Below are 20,054 nucleotides of genomic sequence, written 5' to 3'. Positions count from 1 at the left end.
AATTGAGCTAGCCGTGTTCCTAGTCCCTAAACCAAAGATCACGAATTCGCGCGTCATCGCTCTTGGGGCGTGGTGAAACATCGCGAACGCGAAAAGTTGTTGGAAGGTTCACGGCGGAGCCAAATACAAGGGCGTGCTGCTTCGGAAGTGACGGAAGCCGCCTAAGTACACTGTCTGAAATGAACGGCGTCATCTGCCGGATGTGAGTTAAATCGTCAGGATTCTGGATCCTGTGCACAACGAAGTTCGAACACTGCGAAAGAACTGTAGATGACAATTCGCTAGGGCGCTGAGACGCAACGATAAGGAACATACCATACTTTCGCCCCTCTTTAGCTATGCGTTCAAAAACCCGGCTTGCATCCATTGCGAAGCCCGATTTGCGTTCAGAAACATATCGATGTGCTTCTTCCAAAATTACATGTACAGGATAACTATTGCGAGGTTCGCACCTTCGTAACCTCTCGAAAACGAGCCTTGCAATTACGGCGGATGCAACTTCCACTACCTCATCAACGGCATCGTTCATGTCGAGAATAATCAACTGTGACTGACGCAAATCGTCCTTTTGTACCTGTCTTTTTCCGATCAGGCAATCAACAAAATCTTCCTGCCTACACTGATGTACAGCCATTTCGTCTGGAGAATGACGCAGAAAAGCAAATTCCTCTCGATCCTTAATCCATTTGTATCGCGTGATCATCTGCGCGCAGTAGTCGCGTATCTGCTTGTTGCCATGCGACTCCTCGTACAGCAAGGCGAGCTCCAAAGCCTCACCCAGCATTTCAAAGGCAAATGCTTTGTAGGAGTAGCCAGGTATAGAAACATTATCACGTATGCACCCACTTAAAAGCGTGTTGAGCCGATCAATCTGTGTAAAATCACCGTAATCCACCGCTAAAAGTGAGCCGAGGGTGCGGTTATTGAGCTTCGCGGTCGGATACGAAGCAGAGAGCGAACTGATCCGATTCGCCTTTGCAGCGGAGTTTGCATCACTTTGCAAAATGCAACGAAAACATGAAGCAAGTATATGATCCTTTAGTTCTGTAAGTGAACCATCGTCGTCCGTGGCAAAAAGTGATGTCATCCCGAGTGCGGTTCGAAGAACTGGCTGTTGAGTTCTTTCACTGGCTCGAAGTAGCAACTCCCACTCTTCGACGGACATAAACCAGTGAGGCAGCCAGAAAGAATGACTTGTCTTTGGTCGTTCACGTATCTCCGCATTGTTACTGCCGCTGACATAAAAATGGGTCTGACGAATCTCATTGGGTAGCTGGGAAAAAGCTTGCGTGTATTCTCCGTTTACATCCAAAACGACAAAGGTTGCTCCCCTTGCGATATGTTCGTCTGACTTGTTAAACAGCGACTGAAGAATCGTAGCGACAGTGCAAGACTTGCCACTGCCTGTGTTTCCTAGTATTGCGGAGTGGCCTCCGAAAAACGAGTCCACTCGAAATTTTACATCATAATCTTGGAAAATCACCGACTTGCCGATTGTGAGTGCTTTGTACCGTGTAGCGTTAGGGTTAACGGCTGACGTTGATCCTTCAACGGCCTGAGCCACATCAAAGATGCGATCCAGCTCCGAATCAAGAACATATAAAGCGTCGGCGTAGAGAGACGGAAACACGGAGACGCCGAAAGAAAACTCTTTATTGTCCTCCAAAGGCAACGTTCCGAGCGGGACCAGGTCCAGATACTTGGCAGCGGTCGCCTTCTCAAGTTCTGCGCCCGCAATGTCTGCATGTCTCATTGAAACGGCATCTTTGTCTCTCAATCCGACGATTTCGGCAACAACATAAGCTGCGGGAATCGGTAGGATCACAAAGGAACCTAGCCTTGCGACATAATGAACATCATCGAAACCAACAACGGTAAAATTCTCCGTTCCTCGGTGTAGCTCGACAACGAATTTATCAGCCGCCACTGAGATTAACTTTCCAATGGCTCGACGACTGTCATCACTTTTCACGGCTGTCTCCCGCTGCACCGGCTGCCGCTGTTCGGCTCAGGAGTTCTGCAACCACGCGTTCAACGGCTTGTTCAACACGGCTGCCTGGCGGTTCTGGCATGAAGGACTCTACGAATGTGTTGAAGTAATGTGCTTTTCTAGTGCTATCTGGACCACTTCCGCCGATCAACCATATTCGCGGGTCGCGCAGCTGTTTTAATTTTTGCACGACACCTTCGATGTCCGTATCGACAAAGGCCACCAACCGAAAAGTCGGTACGGTCAATGCCTGAAAGATTAGGTTGTTTATATGCTCATCACCGAAGCTATAACCAAGGACAACCAATACACTTTGTTCACGCACGACTCGTGATTGGAACTCTCGGAAAAGATCAGAATACGGAGCGCCAAAGCTTGCGTTCTGTTTGGTAGGCGTTGGGTAGATCATAACCCTAGAAGTAGAAGAATCCTTGATCGTTACTTCACGAATTGGAAACAGTCCCTTTCCCTCTTCGACCCAATTGATAGATCCATGTAGCTTGCACAGATAGATGTATCCATCGACCGATGTCCATTTCCGGTTCGAAATATCGAGCTGCTCAGCAAGTGAATAGCGATAGACCGCGGGGTTAAACCTACGTTCAACCGTTCCCGAGAAGCCGTTGCAGTACGGGGTTCCTAGACGATCGAGCGCGACCTCGTTGAAAAGATCGTAGTTGGTCGTAAAGACCCATGGTTGAGGCAGATTTCGGTCTCGGAAGATAAGCCTGCGGTAGAACGCTTGGTACAGAGACGCAACTGGATTTGACTCGTCGACAGATGTTCCTGTGGTACATTTACCGCGAATGAACGCCGCAATTTTGTCAATCAGCTTATCTATTGTCGTGGTGCAAGCTAGCAAGCTCGCGCTTGAGCTTTGCTTGAGTAGGTATTGAGCGGTAAACAAAACCTCCATAAGCCGCTCAAGATTCTTTGAATATTGTTTATCGGTTATATCGATACCGAGTGCTACATTAATCGCCTCTGCTTCTTTTTTTGTTGGTAGGGTTGCATGCAATTCTTCGTCCTGTAGTTGCAAGAACTCTGTTGCCAAAGGAGCCATTGTTGGTATGCCAACTTCCTTATCATCGAGCCTGAACGACGAGCAGCCTGAGCCGAGCAAGAAAGATAGATTCCTCGCATTCATCGCATCGCCAAGAAAATCCCGAGTCTTCGCGGCTGATTGGTTCCAATCAAAGTCTGTAACGCTCGAAAAGATATCTTCAGCGCCTTTCAAAAATTTGAAGCGATGAACCTGCTTATCCCTCGCCGGTTCCATGCTGTTTGCATTGGTCATTTTACGAGCTCCATCAACTTACCGTAGTTGTTCACGACATCGTACTTGACCTGGTCCGAAGTGATCTTGCTGAAGAACTTGCGAGCGCAGTCGATTTTGCACTCTTCGATTTTTCTAAGTTCCATGGATGACATCGAACCTTTCGTTTCGGCGATGAAGTAGACGTGTTTTACAGTGCCTTCTTGGAAGGCTATCGCCCAGTCGGGGTTGTAGTTGCCGACGGGTGTTGGGATGTGAAAGCTCTTGGGGAGCTTAGCGTAGACGACGACCTCTATGCTCGTGTCTAACTCGTGAACGAAATCACGCTCGTTCTTGGAGTCTGTAAAAATGTACTCGTAGACGTGGCGGTTGACGGGGAGAGCTTTACTGAAATCCGCTTTCGGCTTTTCACGGGTGAAGATATCGCTGTCGTAGCGTTCATCTACCATGTCATAGGCCAAGTGCTCGACGATGACAGTCGCCTTTTGTTCATTGATGAGTATCGTCGCTTTGGAGAGGAAATCCTCTGGATTCATCCGGTATTGACCGAAGGCAGGTTGGCTAATGCCCTGTAGGATTGCGGCAATGGTTCGCCGCGTTAACTGAGTATCCTGGGAAATCTTGCCGACTAAATCGTATTCGACCGCTGAGTGTATCGAAACTTTCTCGGATTCTGTGTCGGTCTCTTTAAGGACGAATGCCTCCCCCTGCTTGATTTCATCGTAGGTGGAAGCATCTTTTTGCTCACCTCGATGAACTGTGTACATTAGCTGGGATACATTGAGGTCTCGATCGAGTACTCGAATGCACTTTTGGATAAGCTCCTGGGTGTCGAAGTGAACCGAATAGACCGCTTTCCTATTGATTCGGTTCCAAAGCTCCTGAAACTCCTTCTTGTGGAAATTCGAGCTGAGCGGATTGGATTTTAGCTTTCGATCGTCTTCTATCTCGGGAACTTGAGCGTCACTAAAGACGCTATCGACTAGTTGAAAGACTTGCTCCGCAAATGGAGCAAGCTCCTCTGGTAGAGGCACTAAGGTCTCTGACTTTTTTGCATCATGATACGCTTGAGTTATTCGATCGCTTTCATCCGTGTAGTCGTTTTTCGCAAGATAGCGGTATATCTGGTTTGCGATTTGAGGTGTAACGGGGATGTCCCCTTCCGGCGTTTTAAGAACCTTGCCGGTGAAGAACTCCTTGGTCGCAAATCTTGGACGGGCTGAGAGAGAGTCGCTTATGTCACGCTGCAATGCGCTCACGAAATCGCGATAACTCTCGCTGGCGACAACCGTCAGCACGTTGGTTTGATGGACCGTAGCGGGATCGTCCATGCGGATTCCATGACGATTTACCGCGAGTCGCATTCCACGCCCCACTTCTTGCCTACGAGATACGGTGTTGTCACTGTGTTTTAAGGTACAGATGACAAATACGTTGGGATTGTCCCAACCCTCACGCAGAGCGGAGTGCGAAAAGATGAACCTCGTTGGCTCTTCGAACGAGAGAAGTCGCTCTTTGTCCTTGAGAATCAAATCGTAGGCGTCTACATCGTCTGTTTCCCCCTTCGTTTCTCCGGTCTTTTTGAAGTCCGGATCGACGAGCCGATTGGTCTTTTTATCGATGGAGAAATAGCCGTTGTGTGTCTTACTAACTGGGATCCCCTGTAGGTATCGGTCGTACTCGTCGCCAAACATCGTCAGGACTTCCTGCAATTGGCTCTGGTACTCCTCCTCAAACATTTGAGCGTACTCGCCAGCCTTCTCGCCGTTCTCATCGTACTGACGGTATTTGGCGACCTCGTCGATGAAGAACAAGGTAAGAACCTTGATCCCCTGACCGAAGAGAATCTGCTCCTTTTCAAAGTGGGCTCGAATGGCCTCGCGAATCTGGATTCTCCGTAGGGCCGATTCGTTTACGTCCCCTGTTGCCTCCCCTGCTTGAAGCTCTACACCGTTTGAGAAGCTCACGGTGTCCTTCGTAGCGTCAATATCTGAGATCACGAAACCTTTGTACTGTTCCAAGCCTCCCGAGAGGTCGTAGAGGTTGTCGTTTCGTGAAAGGTTTCGGTGGACTCGTTTGATGCCGCTTGTTTGTTTGATCTCCAGTTCGACTTTGGCCATAGGTGGCTTGGTAGTAGAAACCTGGATACCACCCACGTAGAGATACGCGTTGGTTCCCGTTAGTCCTTTGACCGTAATCCCCCTGACTGCGATCTTTTTTACCAGCTTTTGGTTGTAGGCATCCAACGCATCCAGGCGGTAGATCTTGTTGTGTTCCGTTTTGTGGGTTGCCGAGTAACGAAGGATCATCAAAGGATTAAACTTGGCTAGGGAATCAACTGTCTTCTTCCCTTCCATCTTTTGGGGTTCATCCAGAATCAGGATCGGATGATTTGCCTGGATGACATCGATGGGCTTTCGAGATTGGAAGTCATCGAGCTCCTCGTAGATACGTCTTGCATCCTTTCCTGTTGCATTGAAGGCTTGAACGTTGATGATCATCACGTTGATACCTGCATCGGATGAGAAGCTCTCGATCTCGTGTAAGCTCTTAGAGTTATAGATGAATACACGAACTCGCTTGCCGTACTCCTCCAAGAAATGGTCGGCGGTGATCTGAAAGGATTTTTTCACTCCTTCACGAATAGCAATACTTGGAACCACCACGATAAACTTGCTCCAACCATACTGCTGATGGAGTTCGAACATCGTCTTGATGTAGCAGTACGTTTTACCCGTACCGGTCTCCATCTCAATGTCCAAGTTGATCGGGCAGACGCTGGAGCTAACCAGTTTAGTTGACATCGGGAGATTTTGCCGACGCTGCACCGATTGGACATTCTCAAGTACTCGAGAGAGGGGTATCGCAATGGATGAGTTCTTGAAGCCACTGACTTCATCAAAATTTGGCAATGATTGCTGCGGCTCCTTTGCACGACCTGGATCAACTCGGTATTTGACTCCTGTTGATTTCGGCTGGCCTTGAAAGCAATCGACGACTGCTTCGACGGATGCGGCTTGGTAGGTCTGTTTCTTAAATTGCAGCTTCATGCCTTTCGAACCTCTTGATTTTCTTCCATTTGAACTCTCCGGATTTTCCGGATAGTTGCCTCCCGATTGAGCTCTCCGGCCTCGTAAATGTTCGAAAGGTGCTCACTGATGGTGCGAACACGGACCCCAAAAAGCTCTGCGATCCGCTTCTGGTTAAGCCAAAACGTCTCCATCTCATAGAGCACTTCGACACGGACGTTGCCTTCTGGAGTTTGGTAGAAGATCAGTTCTCCCTCTGACGGCTGTTCTCGCAAACTACTCATTCTCAGACTCCGTAGAATGCCTCTCCCTGCGTTCCTCCAATGCTGATTCAATGAGCTTTCGTTCCCGCTGGAGTTCGAGCTTTAGCTCCTCCTCAGTTGGAAGAAATTGAACATACTTGGATGCAAATACTTGTTTCGCCTCACTCAGGATCGAGTACTTAGCTACCGCCTCGGATTTATCCGAGCAAAGGATTAAGCCGATGGTGGGATTATCGCCTAGGACCTTGTATCGATCCTCGAATGCACGCACGTATCCGTCCATCTGGCCAATATCACGGTGCGTGAGTTTTCCAATCTTCAGGTCGATCAACAGGAAGCACTTGAGGATATAGTTGTAAAAGACAAGGTCGATATAAAAGTCATCGTCGTCGAAACGGATATGCTTTTGACGAGCAACAAAGCAGAACCCTTTTCCAAGTTCCAGAAGGAACGATTGCAGGTTGTCGATAATTGCTTGCTCCAGATCACTCTCATGCAAGCTCGGTGAATCGGGGAGCCCCAAAAACTCGAGAACGAAGGGAGTCTTGAGGATTGATTCGGCAGGTGAAGGCTCCCCAGGCAGACGTTCCCGGTCGTTCGCTACCAAGCCAGCCTTGCCGCGATTAGCGATGATTCTTTGGAAGTACGACGATTGAATCTGCCTTTCGAGTTGCGATTTGGTCCAACCGCATTCGGCGGCCTCACGTTCATAGAAATCTCGGGCCTCTGTATCCTGCACACGCATTAGTGCGCGGTAATGTGACCAAGAGAGCAGTGGCGAGAATGGGTGCTGGGACTGCTCACCCGACGGGCGACTTTCTATCGTAGAAATCAATTCTCCACCCGTCATGTGGAGAATGTCGCCCGTTCCAGATTCTCCACCCGGCGGGTGGAGAATCTCCATGCGGGACGAATACACCTGAAAAAACTGCCGAAAATACCAAAGATTGGTCGTTGAGAAACCTCGGCCATACCTTTCGGTCAGTCGAGCAGACAAGTTTTCAATAACCTGTTTCCCGTATTCCGCTCGCTCCTGGCCGCCTTGCAGTTCTTGCACGATCTCATGACCAATTAGCCAGTAAGCCAGCACCATATTGGTATTTACTGAGCGAGCGACATTGCTTCGGGCCTGATCCAGAATGGCAACCACACGTTGAAAAAGTCCTTCCAGGCTAGGCTGCATAAGTCCCTTTTCACCCTTCATCCTTCCGCCTTCGTCCTTCCCATTTGTCATATCACCTTCACCTCGGTGTCAGGGGATAGGAGCTTGAAGATCTGCTCGACATTGATCTTCACTGCATCGCTGCTGAATCCGGAGTCTCGGAAGACAACGCGAAGCGGCTTGCGGGTAGCGAGTTTCTTGACCATCTCCTCGGTGATACCGGTATCGAAGCAGGCAGCGAGAGCGTTTTGGTCGACGAAGAATACTGTCTTGCCTTCGATATTCTCTTTGCTGATTGGGAGGCTTAGATCCACGCCCCAGTCGAGGAGGACTTGGAAGAGGAGATCCTCTGGAGACCTGTCTCCTTTGATATTGTCGATATGAGCGAATAGATCGTCCTTCTGCAGAACGTCGGGTTTGTAGTAGACATCCTTCATGTTGGATGTGTCAATTTTTAGTACACGGAATCCCACGTCAACGCTTAAACCTTGAAGACAAGCATTTTCCCTGATCCTTTTGCCCGCACGGCGGATGCGTTCCTTAGCGATCTCAGCTATTGACTTAAACCCAGCTTTTAAGGCATCACTCCCCTCCTCACACGCTTCCGCAAGTTGAACCAAAACAAATCTGCGAGAATCGCCATCGTCTTGATTGATATCGAACATTGCGTGAGCGGTGGTTCCAGTACCCGCGTAAAAATCCAAGATAATGTCAGATCTGTCGGTTGCCAACTCAATGATTCTACGCAAGTAGCCAACTGATTTGGGAGTGAGTTCCTTTGCATTGACCCCTGGAAGCAAAGAATTCACAGCTTTTGTTCCGGCGTCAGTCGAAAACTCGGTGCCGATCCAAACCGACTTCGGTTTCTCACGCCGCTCACCCATTTCAGGATCATCAATGAAAACACGATACGACACATTCCACTTGTCCTTCCCCTTTACTGGGCGACCAGCCACGATAGCCAATCTTTTTCGCAACGTTTCCTTCTCCCACCTCCAACGACCGTCCTCTCCGTTTGATTTGACAGGATACGTTTCAATTACATGCCGTCCGTCGCCTCGAAGAGCAACGCTCCCAGTTTCAGGGTCAATAAAGATTGGGTAATAAAGGTTTGGACGTTCGCGCCGAGTATCAGCACCTCCTCTCTTTCGCAAATCCCGCCATTGAAAACGCCTGCCATCGTTAGTTACTTGATCGTATTCTGCTCGCTTTTCCGGACTTAAAGAAAGACCATTGCAAGAGAATGCCATTCTTTGGTAAGCAACAAGATACTCGTGAATTTGTGCGTGAAACTCCTTGTCATTACGTCCTTTCATGTTCGTTATAACAGGAATCAGGCCAAGGAAATTGTGTTCTCCAAACACTTCATCGCAGATGTGAATAAGATTATGAACTTCATTGTCATCAATTGAGATGAAGATAGCCCCATCCTCTCGAAGCAAGTTACGTGCAAGTCGCAATCGAGGCTTTAGAGAGCTCAGCCAGTCTGAATGTCTCCTACCGTTGGATTCGAAGTTTGCAACCAACCTATTTCCATTTGAATCAACTTGCATAGAACGACGAAAATACGTTTCACTGTCCAAAGCAAAATCGTCATCGTATAAAAATTGGTTTGCGGTATTATACGGAGGGTCGATATAAATCAGCTTCACTCTGTTCAAATAGGTTTCTTGCAACAGCTTAAGCGCTTCGAGATTGTCCCCTTCGATGAAGACGTTTCTTGTTACGTCAAAGTCAACACTTTCCTCGCGGCAGGGCCTAAGTGTTTTTGCAATAGGCGCATTAGCAGCTAGCAATGCCTCCCCCTTGCCTGGCCAGTTCAGGTGATACCGCTCTCTCGGCCCCTCGACTAGATAATCCGACAACTCCTGCCGCAACAGGTCAAAATCGATCGCCTTCTTAATAGATCCATCATCTGCCCTAGCTTCCGTAACACAATTCGGAAACAGCTCTAAAAGCTTTGCGATATTCTCTTGCGTCAGATCAGGGCTGTGCATCTTCAGTTTTTCCATGACTCACCATTCATTCCGTCGTGTTCGATATCTGTGCGGTCGAAGACAATAATTCATCTAACTCATTCTCAATCCGCCTGAGTGCGGAGTTGAGCTCGACCTTCCTGTTGAATTGTTTTTCCGCTTTTAGCTTGCCTTCTAGCTTCATCCTCTCGGATTGCTTGCTGCAAATCGATGCGTATCGCTCGCAAAGCTGCTGGAGCGTCTCGCCTACCCGGCATTTTATTGGTGCAAGCGACTTTAGAAGCGTCTCGTATAGGCTACCCAAATTCAAAGCCAAGGGGAGACTGGATCTCTCTTTTCCGAGTTCTTCCCATTCTGTGTCAAAATAATCACCGACGACCCAACTGTTAGAGTCTGCTTGGCTGGGTCGTTTGAACGCAGCAACGGTCTTGGCATCCTTTACTCGATGCAGTTCAAAGATAATAGGCGACGGGACCGAACGATCAATTGCCCTAAGAACCGACTCGTCGATCGATTCCTCTTTGAGCGTTATCGAAAAGACCTGGATCTCCTGCACTCCATCAGCCGGTGGGAGATTGATCGTTTCGGGGGCAAGCTTGTAGCTCCACACCACCTGAGAAATCTCGGAAACGAACCTAGCTTTCAGCGAAGGGGATGGCTTCGCATGCTCGTAGAACTTCGTCTTGGGGATGACGCGGTTGAATGCCGCCTTAGGCGGGTACGTAAAGAGCATTGCGGTCACTCCTCACCTTGGATAACAATGAAGTTGATAAGCTCAAAATCCTCGAGGCCGGAGATAGTACCCACCAAAGCGGTTGTCTTCTCGCTCACGAAGAGACTATCGATGTCCCGTTCTTCCTTAACATCAACCATGGTGCGGATGGCTTGGTCGAGAAGACTCGAATAGAGTCGCATGTTCTTGCCTTCATCGGTGACTTCGTTGAAGCGGCTGCATGCAGCAGAGATTGGCTCGGAATGCCCTTTGCAGGCACTTCGTACTAGATCGAGTATCTTTTTTACCTCAGTTTGATCTGACACGACCGTTCCGTCGTTTCGCATGTAAATCAGATAGTAAGGGTGGAGGCGATTCGTCTGGTTGACGTTGACGCTGTCATTGCGATTGCGGAGCGTGAAGATGACACCTGCGGGTAGCCCACGAGATGGTGCAGCCGGTACTACCGCGTGCATTCCGTTAGGCAGGTTACCGAGGTCTCCGTTTTGCTTGATGTACTGGAGTAGATCCATGCGGAAGTCATTGAGCCCGAGATCGGTGATGGAGATACCCGTTTTGAGGTCTTCCATCTCAATGACTTCATCTTGTAGCCGCCGGAGCTGTTCTTTTCGGTATCCAATATCATTCGATTGTGGGGTTAGGATGTTGTCATCTGCCGTAGCTGTAACATCGGCAATCACCATCCGATTCTCGACCCGTTCCTTGAGGTTGATGTACTCATCGAGCGATATATCAGGCCAATAGTTTACGAGCTGGATCGTTGCGTTGGGAGATCCGATTCGATCGATACGCCCGAATCGTTGGATGATGCGGACCGGGTTCCAGTGAATGTCGTAGTTGATGACGGTATCGCAGTCTTGCAGGTTTTGCCCCTCCGAGATGCAGTCCGTAGCGATCAAGATATCGATTTCTGCTGGCTCGTTGGGAAGGATCGATGTTTTCTCCTTGGAGCGAGGAGAGAACAAGGTCAGGAGCAATTGAAAATCGTATGATCGCTTGATGGTGGATACAGGGGAGCTCGAACCAGTGACTTTCCCAGTGTTCAGTTTCTGGGATTGATGTAGTTCTGTGGCGATCTGGTCGTAAAGGTAGTTGGCTGTATCTGCAAAGGCCGTGAACAGGAGTATCTTGCGATTTCCCGGGTTGAACGGGTACGCAATCTTATTGGCGATGTACGATTTCACGTGCTGGAGTTTTGCGTCCTCCATGGGAGATACTTTCTGCATCTCCGTTAGCAATCCGTCGATGAGTAAAAGATCAGCACTTAGGTCGTGCTTCCAAGACGGCAGGTCCATGTCGGCTAGGTTAATCTGTACCTTGCCCCCAATCTGAGAATCTTCGGGATCGGTGAAATCGTCATCCTCTGGATCTGCACCGCTCATTACCTCGGTAAAATCTTCGACCGATACAGCACGTCCTGTTTTCTCGAACTCTTCGATCTTGTTGAGCGTGAGTCGATTGCGTGTTCCGAGCTTTCTAAGGGTGATACGGAATGCTTCCACGGAACTTTCCAGGCGTTTGAGCAGATTTACCGTCATCAGGGTTTGCAAGCTCTTTTCACGGTCGGCTTGCCGGAGTTTCCCCTTCCCTTCCACTTCGGTGTCGTAGAGCGCTTCGTACTTACTGAGTCTGCTGGGCAAGATGTAGGTCAGAGGTGCGTAGACGGACATCTTTACCAACGAGAGTTGCTCGAAGATCTCGTTAAAGCCGATAACATCGGTCCGTGTGGTCAGTGGACAATGGAATGAGAGCGGCTTCCTACGTTCAGGGAAGTTCCCAATGTCCTTCATGTCGTAGAAGGTTTGAATGTGCTTTCTGGATCTCGCAATGGTGACGCTATCGAGCAATTCGAAGAAATCGAAGTCAAGGCTCTTGAGGATTGCTTCGGCGGTTCGTTCATCCGGTGGGAGCTTGGACCACGAGTTAAAAGCGGCTTGGGCTCGACGAAAGATCTCGTTGACGTCCTTTCCTGTCTTCAGCTTACCAGTGAGAGACTCTGAATTCCCTTCGTAAGCTAAGGCGAGCTGGTTCTTGAGGTCGTTGAAGCGATTGTTCACTGGTGTCGCGGAGAGCATCAACACCTTGGTCTTCACCCCTTGCTTAATGACCATGTTCATCAGGCGTTGGTAGCGAGTCTCTCGCTCCTTGAAGGCGTCATTGTTTCGGAAGTTATGAGACTCGTCGATTACCACTAGGTCGTAGTTGCCCCAGTTGACTTGATTGAGCTTGGTACCAAACGACTCACCCGAAGATCGCTGCAAGTCGGTATGGCAGAGCACGTCGTAGTTGAAGCGGTCTTTGCTGAAGATGTTGGTAGTAAGGTTCCGGTTATAGGTCAGCCAGTTGTCGGCAAGCTTCTTTGGGCAGAGCACCAGGACCGAGCGATTGCGGAGTTCGTAATACTTGATGACTGCGAGTGCAGTGAAGGTTTTTCCGAGTCCTACACTGTCTGCCAAAATGCAGCCGTTGTAGGTTTCGAGTTTGTTGATGATCCCAGTCGCCGCATCGCGTTGGAAGTTGAAGAGTTTCTTCCAAACGAGGCTCTCCTGGTAGCCGGTTTTGTCGTTCGGAAGGACATCTTCCGAGATATCGTCAAGAAACTCGCTGAAGATGTTGTAGAGCATCAAGAAGTAGATGCGTTCCGGCGAATTCTCTTGGTAGACCGATGCGATGTGGTCGCGAAGTATGTCAGTTACGTCTTCTAGCTTCTCCGAATCGTTCCAAATTTGGTCGAAGAGATTAAGGTAGACGGCCGTCATCGTCGGCTCGCTAATCTTGTTGACGATATTCGAGACCGCGTTGCCGGGTTGGTATCCAAGATCGACTGCGGTAAATCCATGTAGGGGCAGATAAACTGCTTGCGAATCGCTGTTTTCGACGCACGCGAACTGCTGCATCGGAGCTTTCCCGCGATTGGATCGGAATTGTGCTTTCTTTTTGATCCAGTCAGCACACTCTTTTGCGATCGCCCGTTGGGTTAACTTATTACGTAGCTGGATCTCGAATTCGGTGCCATAAAATCCACGCTCTCTTTCCTGCTTTGGAATAAAGAACTCCCGACGTTCCTTTTTGATCTTGTCGGTCACTTCATGGGGAACGAACGTTGGGCTTGTGAAGATGAACTCTAGCGAATCGACCTTCTCTAGTTCCTTCTTGAGAGCCTCGAATGCGTAGATGGAAAAGCAGGAGGCTGCGATACGAAGCTTCGACTTGGGTGCAACCGTTTTCTTGAGGTCGTCCCCGAACAGGTTGTTGATGTTGTCGATTATTTCCATGGGCGTGCCTGCATAGCGAACAAATCTAAATGATTCTCCATTCATGCTACATATTTGAGGGGAGGATTAACACAACGACGGATGAGTTCGCACAATCGCTTAGCTCCGTAAAAATCGGCAATACAACCGCATAAAAACGTCCCTTGAGAGGTCCTAAATCTAGATCGATATGCCCCTCCCCCGGAACTTTTCTCAGAGATACACCAAAAATAAGTCCGTCACTGGGCACCGATTTATGTTCAGGGATATGGTCTGCAAAGTTCCTTCTAAATGCTTCGTTGATAATTGAGTAGTCCACCCTAAGCATTGGAGATGGAGGAGGAGGCTCAAGTTCGGGGAACAGTGACGTTTGCGACTTGCGTCTTCTAAGAGCTCTTAACTCAACAGGCTTATGCTTCCAGCTAAAAAACACAGCTGCCAATGGCATTTGCGAAAGTTCGACAATTCGTCGCACCGTTGCCTCTCTCGATGCAAGGCAATCATCGGCAAGTTTAAGTAGGCTCACTCCAGTGTAGTCCAGCGAAGCCAGCTTTTCGGTAAACCAGGGAGTCGGGAACATTAGTTCAGATGCTGCCACATCACAGAGGCTTTCAAGTAAATCGTCATCACTCCACCGTCTTTCGTTAGCTTTGCGGCACTTTACTGAGTATTGGTAATCGGGAAAGAGTGTATGTCCGATTTCATGCGCGATACTAAAACGTTGCCGAGTTAGCGGACGCTCTTGGTTCACTCTAAGCAACATTCTGCCCCCAGCAATGGGAGCAATCTCAGAGTCATTGCTAAAAGCAGGGCTCTCATCCGACCACTGAAGTCCGACGCAACTAGCAAATGCGATTAGGTCATACGGAGGTTCTCCAAACAAGCTGCTAATCTCAGCAATCTTGTTCCGCATCTTCAAACGAATGGCCTCACGAGGGTCCTCGACCCCCATTTCATCAATCACAGACTGAACGTGTTCATGGTACTGTTTCTGTCGCGATCCCTGTCGCATTTCACTCCCGTCCTGTTGTTCTCTTGAGGGTTGTGTAAAGATCGTACCAGCCCTCTTTTGTTCGAGGCTGACCACCACGAAACCGTGTCGTGGCAAGTGCCTGAACATCCTCTTCCTTGACGGGCGTTCCTAGCGAAGTCATGAACTCACAAAAGTTCTTCAACGATGGGCTTATCTCGACTCTCGTCTGATTCACCTGAACAGAGGGCAGACCGAGAAGGTCCGCAATGGTTGTGTCGAGGACTCTCGCAATCTTCAAGAGAATGTCGGCGGAAGGTTTTTTGAGCCCTTCTGCATCGTTCTCAAGCTCCCATAGATAGGTTTTCGAGATCCCCGATTCAGCAGCAAGTTGCTCAAGGGTCTTGTCTGCTGCTACGCGCGCAGCGTGAAGATTCCCTGCCAAATTCGCGATCGGTGATTCAGCATCCGTCGTCGTTAGTTTCCGTTTCGCCATGCGTAGATCATACCAATCGCCATTCGCTGCGGCAAGAAGCCTATTCGCCCATGGTTGAACTTATCCTGATAATCTGTTATATTCGCTATAGGCGAACCGGCATTCGCCATAAGAGAACCTTTTCAGAGGGAATTAAGAGACAAATGCAGAAGAAATTTCAGATTCTGTCACTAGACGGCGGGGGCATTAAGGGGCTTTATTCCGCAGCGCTCCTTGCAAAATTAGAGGAGAACCTCGGCGGAATCTCGGTCACAGAGCACTTCGATCTCATCACGGGGACCTCCACTGGAGGAATTATCGCGCTGGGGCTCGGTCTCGGTTTACGTCCTCGAGAGATCGTGCAGTTTTACGTAGCAGAAGGCCCAAAGATTTTTAAGAAGAAGCCTCTTTGGACTTCGCTAAGGTCATACACTCGGAGCAAGTACCCACAAGAACCATTGAAGTTGGCTCTGCAAAAATACTTCGAAGATAAGCTAATTGTCGACAGCTCAAAACGATTGGTAATTCCGTCGTATAACCTTGCCAAAGACGAGGTTTACATCTTTAAAACGCCTCATCATCCACGGCTCACTACCGACGGGAAGGTGCCCATGTGGAAGGTGGCTCTTGCCACCAGCGCAGCGCCAACCTACTTCCCATGCTGCGAGCATGTCGATGGTATGCGGCTTGTCGACGGTGGACTTTGGGCAAACAACCCCACAATGGTTGGTATCGTCGAAGCTGTGAGTTTGCTGAAAAAACCGCTCGAAGCCATCTCAACCCTCAGTCTTGGCACAACGAACTCCATCAGCAAAAAGGCTCGCTCGATCGCGGTGGCAAAATTCATTGGAGAGAGATGGGGATCGACGCTGCGCTCCGTGGACAAAGCCACGGCGTCCAGGGGCAAGCCATGTTGCTACTTTCCAAAGAACGAGCAGTTCGTTTGGATCCGATTGTTCCAGATGGACTCTTTGCTCTCGACAAGCTTTGCGAAAAAGATCTTCTTGCAGAAGCGTCGCATGAGGCACGCAAGTTTGCGCCTCACTTTGAATCCACCTTCGGAGGCCACAAGGCGGAAGAAGTTACATTTCGTAAACCGTTAGCCGCATAGGGAGTATCTTATGGCTGATTTCATCAATCGAGAACAACTTGCCGAGCAACTCATCGAAGAGCTCGATATTCCGATTTCATACTACGAAAAAGCTATCGATCGCGCTAGCTCGCTCGAAGATTGGCTCCTCCGAGACAACTCGTCTGTGAAAGATTTCCAACCCGAGGTCTATCCACAAGGCTCTTTTCGTTATGGGACCGTAATCCGGCCTTTTCATGAAGATGGGTACTATGACCTTGACCTTGTTGTTACTTTTGCCCTCTCCATGGCTCAAGTCACGCAAGAAAAAGTTAAGCGACTGCTCGGCAAAGAGATTATTTCGTACGCAATTGCGAAGCACTTCAACGAGAAGCCAAGCGAAAAGCCGAGATGCTGGCGGCTCAACTACGCGGACGAAGTCAATTTTCACATGGATGTACTCCCAGGCCTCCCCGCAGGCACGGACGCGATCTTGGAGCGAATTCGACTCTCCACCCCTTATGAACTCGCTCAGCATGAGATTGTATTGACCGACACTCGCCATCCTTTTTACAAAGAGATCTGTACCTCGTGGTTCAGCAGCAACCCAAGAGGATTTGCAAAATGGTTTGAGACGATTGCAAGAAACTTTGCCCAAGCTCGGATTGAGTTTCTCATCGCGAACCGCGCCTACGCATCAATCGACGAAATTCCACCTTATGAACTGAAGACCGTTCTCCAGCGAGTTATTCAAATTCTCAAACGGCATCGCGACGTTCATTTTCAAAATGATCCTACATACGCTCCGATATCGATGATAATAACAACCCTATCCACTCATGCTTACCAAGGTGAGTCATCGCTGGTAAGTGCTTTGTTGAATGTCGTCGATCGAATGCCAATGTTTATAAAACCTCAACGGCCTAGAATCGAAAATCCAGTGAATAAGAAAGAGGACTTTGCAGATAAATGGGGGACAGACTCAAACTACGAAATCAATTTCTGGAGTTGGTACCACCAACTAAGAGCCGACCTACAGTCGCTCTTAGACTCTGCAACGGGCTATCATCTCCAGGAATCGGTAGAGAAGGCATTTGGCATCAAGCTTAGGGACGAGTCCGTTGGGATCAAACACTCATCGTTTTCGACCACTGCTCAAATTGCTTCCCCGGCAACGCTCTACCTCCCTTCGGGCCCCAAACCATGGGGGAATTAAGCTTCGCACCTCAGGAGTTCATCGAATCGAGCGGCCTCCCTGATTTACTTGCTGCCTATCCACGTCTCAGAATTCAAACCGCCAAGGACGGGTACCTACATGTGGCCGGGAAACTCGATTTCAGTGCTGAGAAACCAGGCTGCCTGCGGATAACAGATTCGTTCGAATTACTGATTAAGATCCCATTTGGCTTCCCCAGTTCTCCACCACTAGTGTTCGAACAGGGAGACAGGATCCCCGACTATTTTCATCGGCTGGAGGGGGGGGCTCTCTGTTTAGCGAGCCCAACCAGGCAGCGTCTCGCGCTCTCTCGGAATCCGAGTGTTTCTTCGTTTTGTCGCGAGTTTGTTATCCCCTACCTTTATTCATTCGTTCTACATGAGCAACACGCCACCCTTCCCTTTGGCGAACTAGCACACGGGAAGCGTGGGCTTATCGATGATTTCAAAAGCCTTTATATGGTTACTTCAGATGATGCCGCAATTCGTCTCGTCTTTCTGACTTCACGTCCCAAGCGAAAAGCGAACTGTCAGCTTTGTCCGTGTGGGAGTAAATTTCGCTTGAGTCGATGTAAATTACATCATCAGATTGTGTTAGAACTTCGTAAAAGTCTTGGTAGGCTGTGGTTTAGGTCACAGTATGAAATTCTGGGTGGTGGAACGAAAAAGCAGTTCCCATCACCGTAGCAAAATCGCATCGGCAAATCTCTCCAAACTCTCGCTACCCCGACATTATACCCCCCTGAGATTGCTGGAAACGAATTTTCTAAACCTGACTAATCCACCAAAACGATGCGAACCGAAGAGTCATCGAAAAATCTACGTATGTCGGTAGATTTTGGCCACGTTTGATTAGCAAAACCCCCTGTGGCACCCTGTGGTGTTCGCTTTTTTTAGGGAGGTAACTATGAGCGAAGGAAAGACTAACAAAACAGCTAAGAAGGAAACGGATGGAGAGGCTATGGACCCTGTTCATGTCGTCCGGAAGGGGGCTGTGGCTGCCTCTATTTGGCAGCGACAGAGCCCGAGTGGATACGCTTACTATGACTTCTCGCTAAGCCGGTCGTGGAAGTCTTTATCCACCGACAAGACGGGCTATTCCAGAAACTTCTTCGAGACTAACGAAGGGGACCTTGTCGAGGTCATCCAGAAGGCTTCGGCCTGGATCACCCAAAATCGCAATCTGGATGCTGGCCCAGAGATTAAGGCGGCATAGCCTTTCATGGCTTGGCCGACCTGAATTGTCGAGCCAAGCCACTTTTTCGTGTGTTGCTATTGGGAGTGTGACGATGACAAGTCCGAACAACGAACCGAACGCGAATCAACCTAAGATCCCCTCTTCTAACGAACCTTGTGAGCAGGACAGTCCAGTAGGGCAATCTCCAACTTTATCCGATGAAGCTCTCGCCCAGCAGCAAGAGCAGTATCGCAGAGCCTATATCGAGCAACTCCGAAGGATGAGCTGCCCAGGGTGCGGCGATGAGGGAGACTTGCCATTCTAGGGGCGACATTACGAATCAAACTTGCCCTGCATAGAATTCTCTAAACTCCCTTGGGCGACTTGGGTAGTAAGGGGAATGTCCGGCTCCACTTCGAAGGGTGAAACAATACGTCTTTTGTACCGAAGAACGGTCGTTGGAATCTTCTCGAATCCCGCTTGCTGCCTCTTTTTGTTAATGAGTCGTAGGAGGTTCAATTGCTGTCTTCGAATGGGAGCATAGGGCTCATAGGGAAGCCTAAAGAGTTCCGCCGATAGAGTCTCCACCGACCGGTGACAAGCCCTTTCAAGAAAGTAACCACAAAGGTCTCGAAACTCTGGTCGGGCTATCTGAACCCGCGTTCTCATCTTCCCATCCCGCACGGGCTCTGGGTCCATGGAAGTCTTTTTAAGAAAACCGCCCTGTTTGACAGAAACGGAGTATCCTCCGACCGTCACAGGAATCCGTCGTGCATCCCGAATGTTTCTCTCTTCATGCTCGAAGAATTCATGCTTGCCATGGGTTGCAAAGATGAACCATAGCCGCCCAAGTCTTAGGTAATGGAGATTGGCAAGTCCCTGTAACTTGCGTCTGGCTCTTTGCTGGCGAGAGATATCGATGCGGTAGCGCCTTAAGAGCTTTTCGTCTATGACGGATGGATCCTTCTCATCGGGAATGATACCACGAACGTAGAACCAGTAGCCATGTGGTAGGACGTTGCAAGCAAGCTGCTGGACGAATCCTTCTAAGCTTGTCGTGAGGTAGCGGTACTCCATATTGACTCCTTTTCAAGGCTCTGCGAAGTTTCCTCGTAGAGACTTGGAAAGGAGAGACGACCATCCAATCGTCTCTCCAATAAATGAAAATCCTTACGGTCAAAGCGATACCGTTTCTCTGGTGTGTCGGGCTTTATACCCGTCACCCTTACGGCAGCAGCTTCGCCAACCTGAAAGCAAAACGCTTACCTTCGTCGGCGAACCTTTCCAATCGAAGATGCCTTGGTTGGCGCAGTCCTAACTACATTCCTAGTTAGACCGCGCCAATTCCATAGGCGTCATCATTAGAGAACCTACAGTGAAAACCGCCGTGCTGAAAAAACACTGCGAGTGTTCACCGTCAATTCGCTGCCATTGGAAGGTACTTCTCCCGAAGTAACTTCGAATG

15 protein-coding genes are annotated in these 20,054 nt (G+C 49.2%); 4 read left to right on the top strand and 11 right to left on the bottom strand.

Going from position 1 to position 20,054, the window contains the following annotated elements:
* Nucleotides 1-19: 19 nt before the first annotated feature.
* Genes SH449x_RS00925 through SH449x_RS00880 form a run of 10 tightly spaced genes read right to left on the bottom strand, consistent with a single transcriptional unit; the run spans nt 20 to nt 15,149 of the window.
* Complete coding sequence (locus SH449x_RS00925) at nt 20-1,972, bottom strand: ATP-binding protein (protein WP_482379440.1); 1,953 nt, start codon at nt 1,970-1,972, stop codon at nt 20-22.
* Nucleotides 1,962-3,287, bottom strand: coding sequence for an SIR2 family protein (locus SH449x_RS00920; protein ID WP_482379439.1), 1,326 nt, complete (start codon nt 3,285-3,287; stop codon nt 1,962-1,964). The genes SH449x_RS00925 and SH449x_RS00920 overlap by 11 nt, the downstream gene beginning before the upstream one ends.
* Entirely contained in the window at nt 3,284-6,316 is a 3,033-nt protein-coding gene (locus SH449x_RS00915; RefSeq protein ID WP_482379438.1) for a type III restriction-modification system endonuclease, read from the bottom strand. Before SH449x_RS00915 ends, SH449x_RS00920 begins: the two co-directional genes overlap by 4 nt.
* Nucleotides 6,313-6,579, bottom strand: a complete 267-nt coding sequence (locus SH449x_RS00910) for a virulence RhuM family protein (protein ID WP_482379437.1) — start codon at nt 6,577-6,579, stop codon at nt 6,313-6,315. Before SH449x_RS00910 ends, SH449x_RS00915 begins: the two co-directional genes overlap by 4 nt.
* Nucleotides 6,572-7,792, bottom strand: a complete 1,221-nt coding sequence (locus tag SH449x_RS00905; protein ID WP_482379436.1) for a PDDEXK nuclease domain-containing protein — start codon at nt 7,790-7,792, stop codon at nt 6,572-6,574. Before SH449x_RS00905 ends, SH449x_RS00910 begins: the two co-directional genes overlap by 8 nt.
* Nucleotides 7,789-9,732: a site-specific DNA-methyltransferase gene (locus SH449x_RS00900; protein WP_482379435.1), complete on the bottom strand. Its 1,944-nt coding sequence runs from the start codon at nt 9,730-9,732 to the stop codon at nt 7,789-7,791. The genes SH449x_RS00905 and SH449x_RS00900 overlap by 4 nt, the downstream gene beginning before the upstream one ends.
* Before the next feature lie 10 nt (nt 9,733-9,742).
* Nucleotides 9,743-10,429 carry a DUF4391 domain-containing protein gene (locus tag SH449x_RS00895; RefSeq protein WP_482379434.1) on the bottom strand — a complete coding sequence of 229 codons (687 nt, stop codon included), beginning with the start codon at nt 10,427-10,429 and terminating at the stop codon, nt 9,743-9,745.
* Nucleotides 10,430-10,434: 5 nt separating this feature from the next.
* Complete coding sequence (locus SH449x_RS00890) at nt 10,435-13,749, bottom strand: helicase-related protein (protein WP_482379433.1); 3,315 nt, start codon at nt 13,747-13,749, stop codon at nt 10,435-10,437.
* 1 nt (nt 13,750) lies between these two features.
* The gene (locus SH449x_RS00885; protein ID WP_482379432.1) at nt 13,751-14,695 is read right to left on the bottom strand and encodes an ImmA/IrrE family metallo-endopeptidase; all 945 of its coding nucleotides are present in this window, start codon (nt 14,693-14,695) and stop codon (nt 13,751-13,753) included.
* A 1-nt stretch (nt 14,696) separates the two neighbouring features.
* The gene (locus tag SH449x_RS00880; protein WP_482379431.1) at nt 14,697-15,149 is read right to left on the bottom strand and encodes a helix-turn-helix domain-containing protein; all 453 of its coding nucleotides are present in this window, start codon (nt 15,147-15,149) and stop codon (nt 14,697-14,699) included.
* A 143-nt stretch (nt 15,150-15,292) separates the two neighbouring features.
* Here SH449x_RS00880 and SH449x_RS00875 point away from each other — a divergent pair, with 143 nt between their 5' ends.
* The 4 genes from SH449x_RS00875 (at nt 15,293) to SH449x_RS00860 (ending at nt 18,914) form a co-directional block, all read left to right on the top strand.
* Complete coding sequence (locus SH449x_RS00875; protein ID WP_482379430.1) at nt 15,293-16,231, top strand: CBASS cGAMP-activated phospholipase; 939 nt, start codon at nt 15,293-15,295, stop codon at nt 16,229-16,231.
* An 18-nt stretch (nt 16,232-16,249) separates the two neighbouring features.
* Complete coding sequence (locus tag SH449x_RS00870; protein ID WP_482379429.1) at nt 16,250-17,413, top strand: nucleotidyltransferase domain-containing protein; 1,164 nt, start codon at nt 16,250-16,252, stop codon at nt 17,411-17,413.
* Between the two features lie 906 nt (nt 17,414-18,319).
* Complete coding sequence (locus tag SH449x_RS00865) at nt 18,320-18,628, top strand: hypothetical protein (protein WP_482379428.1); 309 nt, start codon at nt 18,320-18,322, stop codon at nt 18,626-18,628.
* A 73-nt stretch (nt 18,629-18,701) separates the two neighbouring features.
* Nucleotides 18,702-18,914 (top strand): hypothetical protein, encoded by a 213-nt coding sequence (locus SH449x_RS00860; RefSeq protein WP_482379427.1) that lies wholly within the window; start codon nt 18,702-18,704, stop codon nt 18,912-18,914.
* A gap of 8 nt (nt 18,915-18,922) precedes the next feature.
* On the opposite strand, the gene SH449x_RS00855 is transcribed toward SH449x_RS00860, so the two are convergent.
* A complete protein-coding gene (locus SH449x_RS00855) occupies nt 18,923-19,666 on the bottom strand; it encodes a hypothetical protein (RefSeq protein ID WP_482379426.1) in 744 nt (247 codons plus the stop codon).
* Between the last annotated feature and the right edge of the window lie 388 nt (nt 19,667-20,054).

The sequence above is a fragment of the Brakhagea baltica genome (assembly GCF_052161605.1).
Lineage (GTDB): Bacteria > Planctomycetota > Planctomycetia > Pirellulales > Pirellulaceae > JBKCUI01.
Note: the sequence above shows the minus strand (reverse complement) of the source record. Positions and strands in the feature narration are given on the sequence as shown.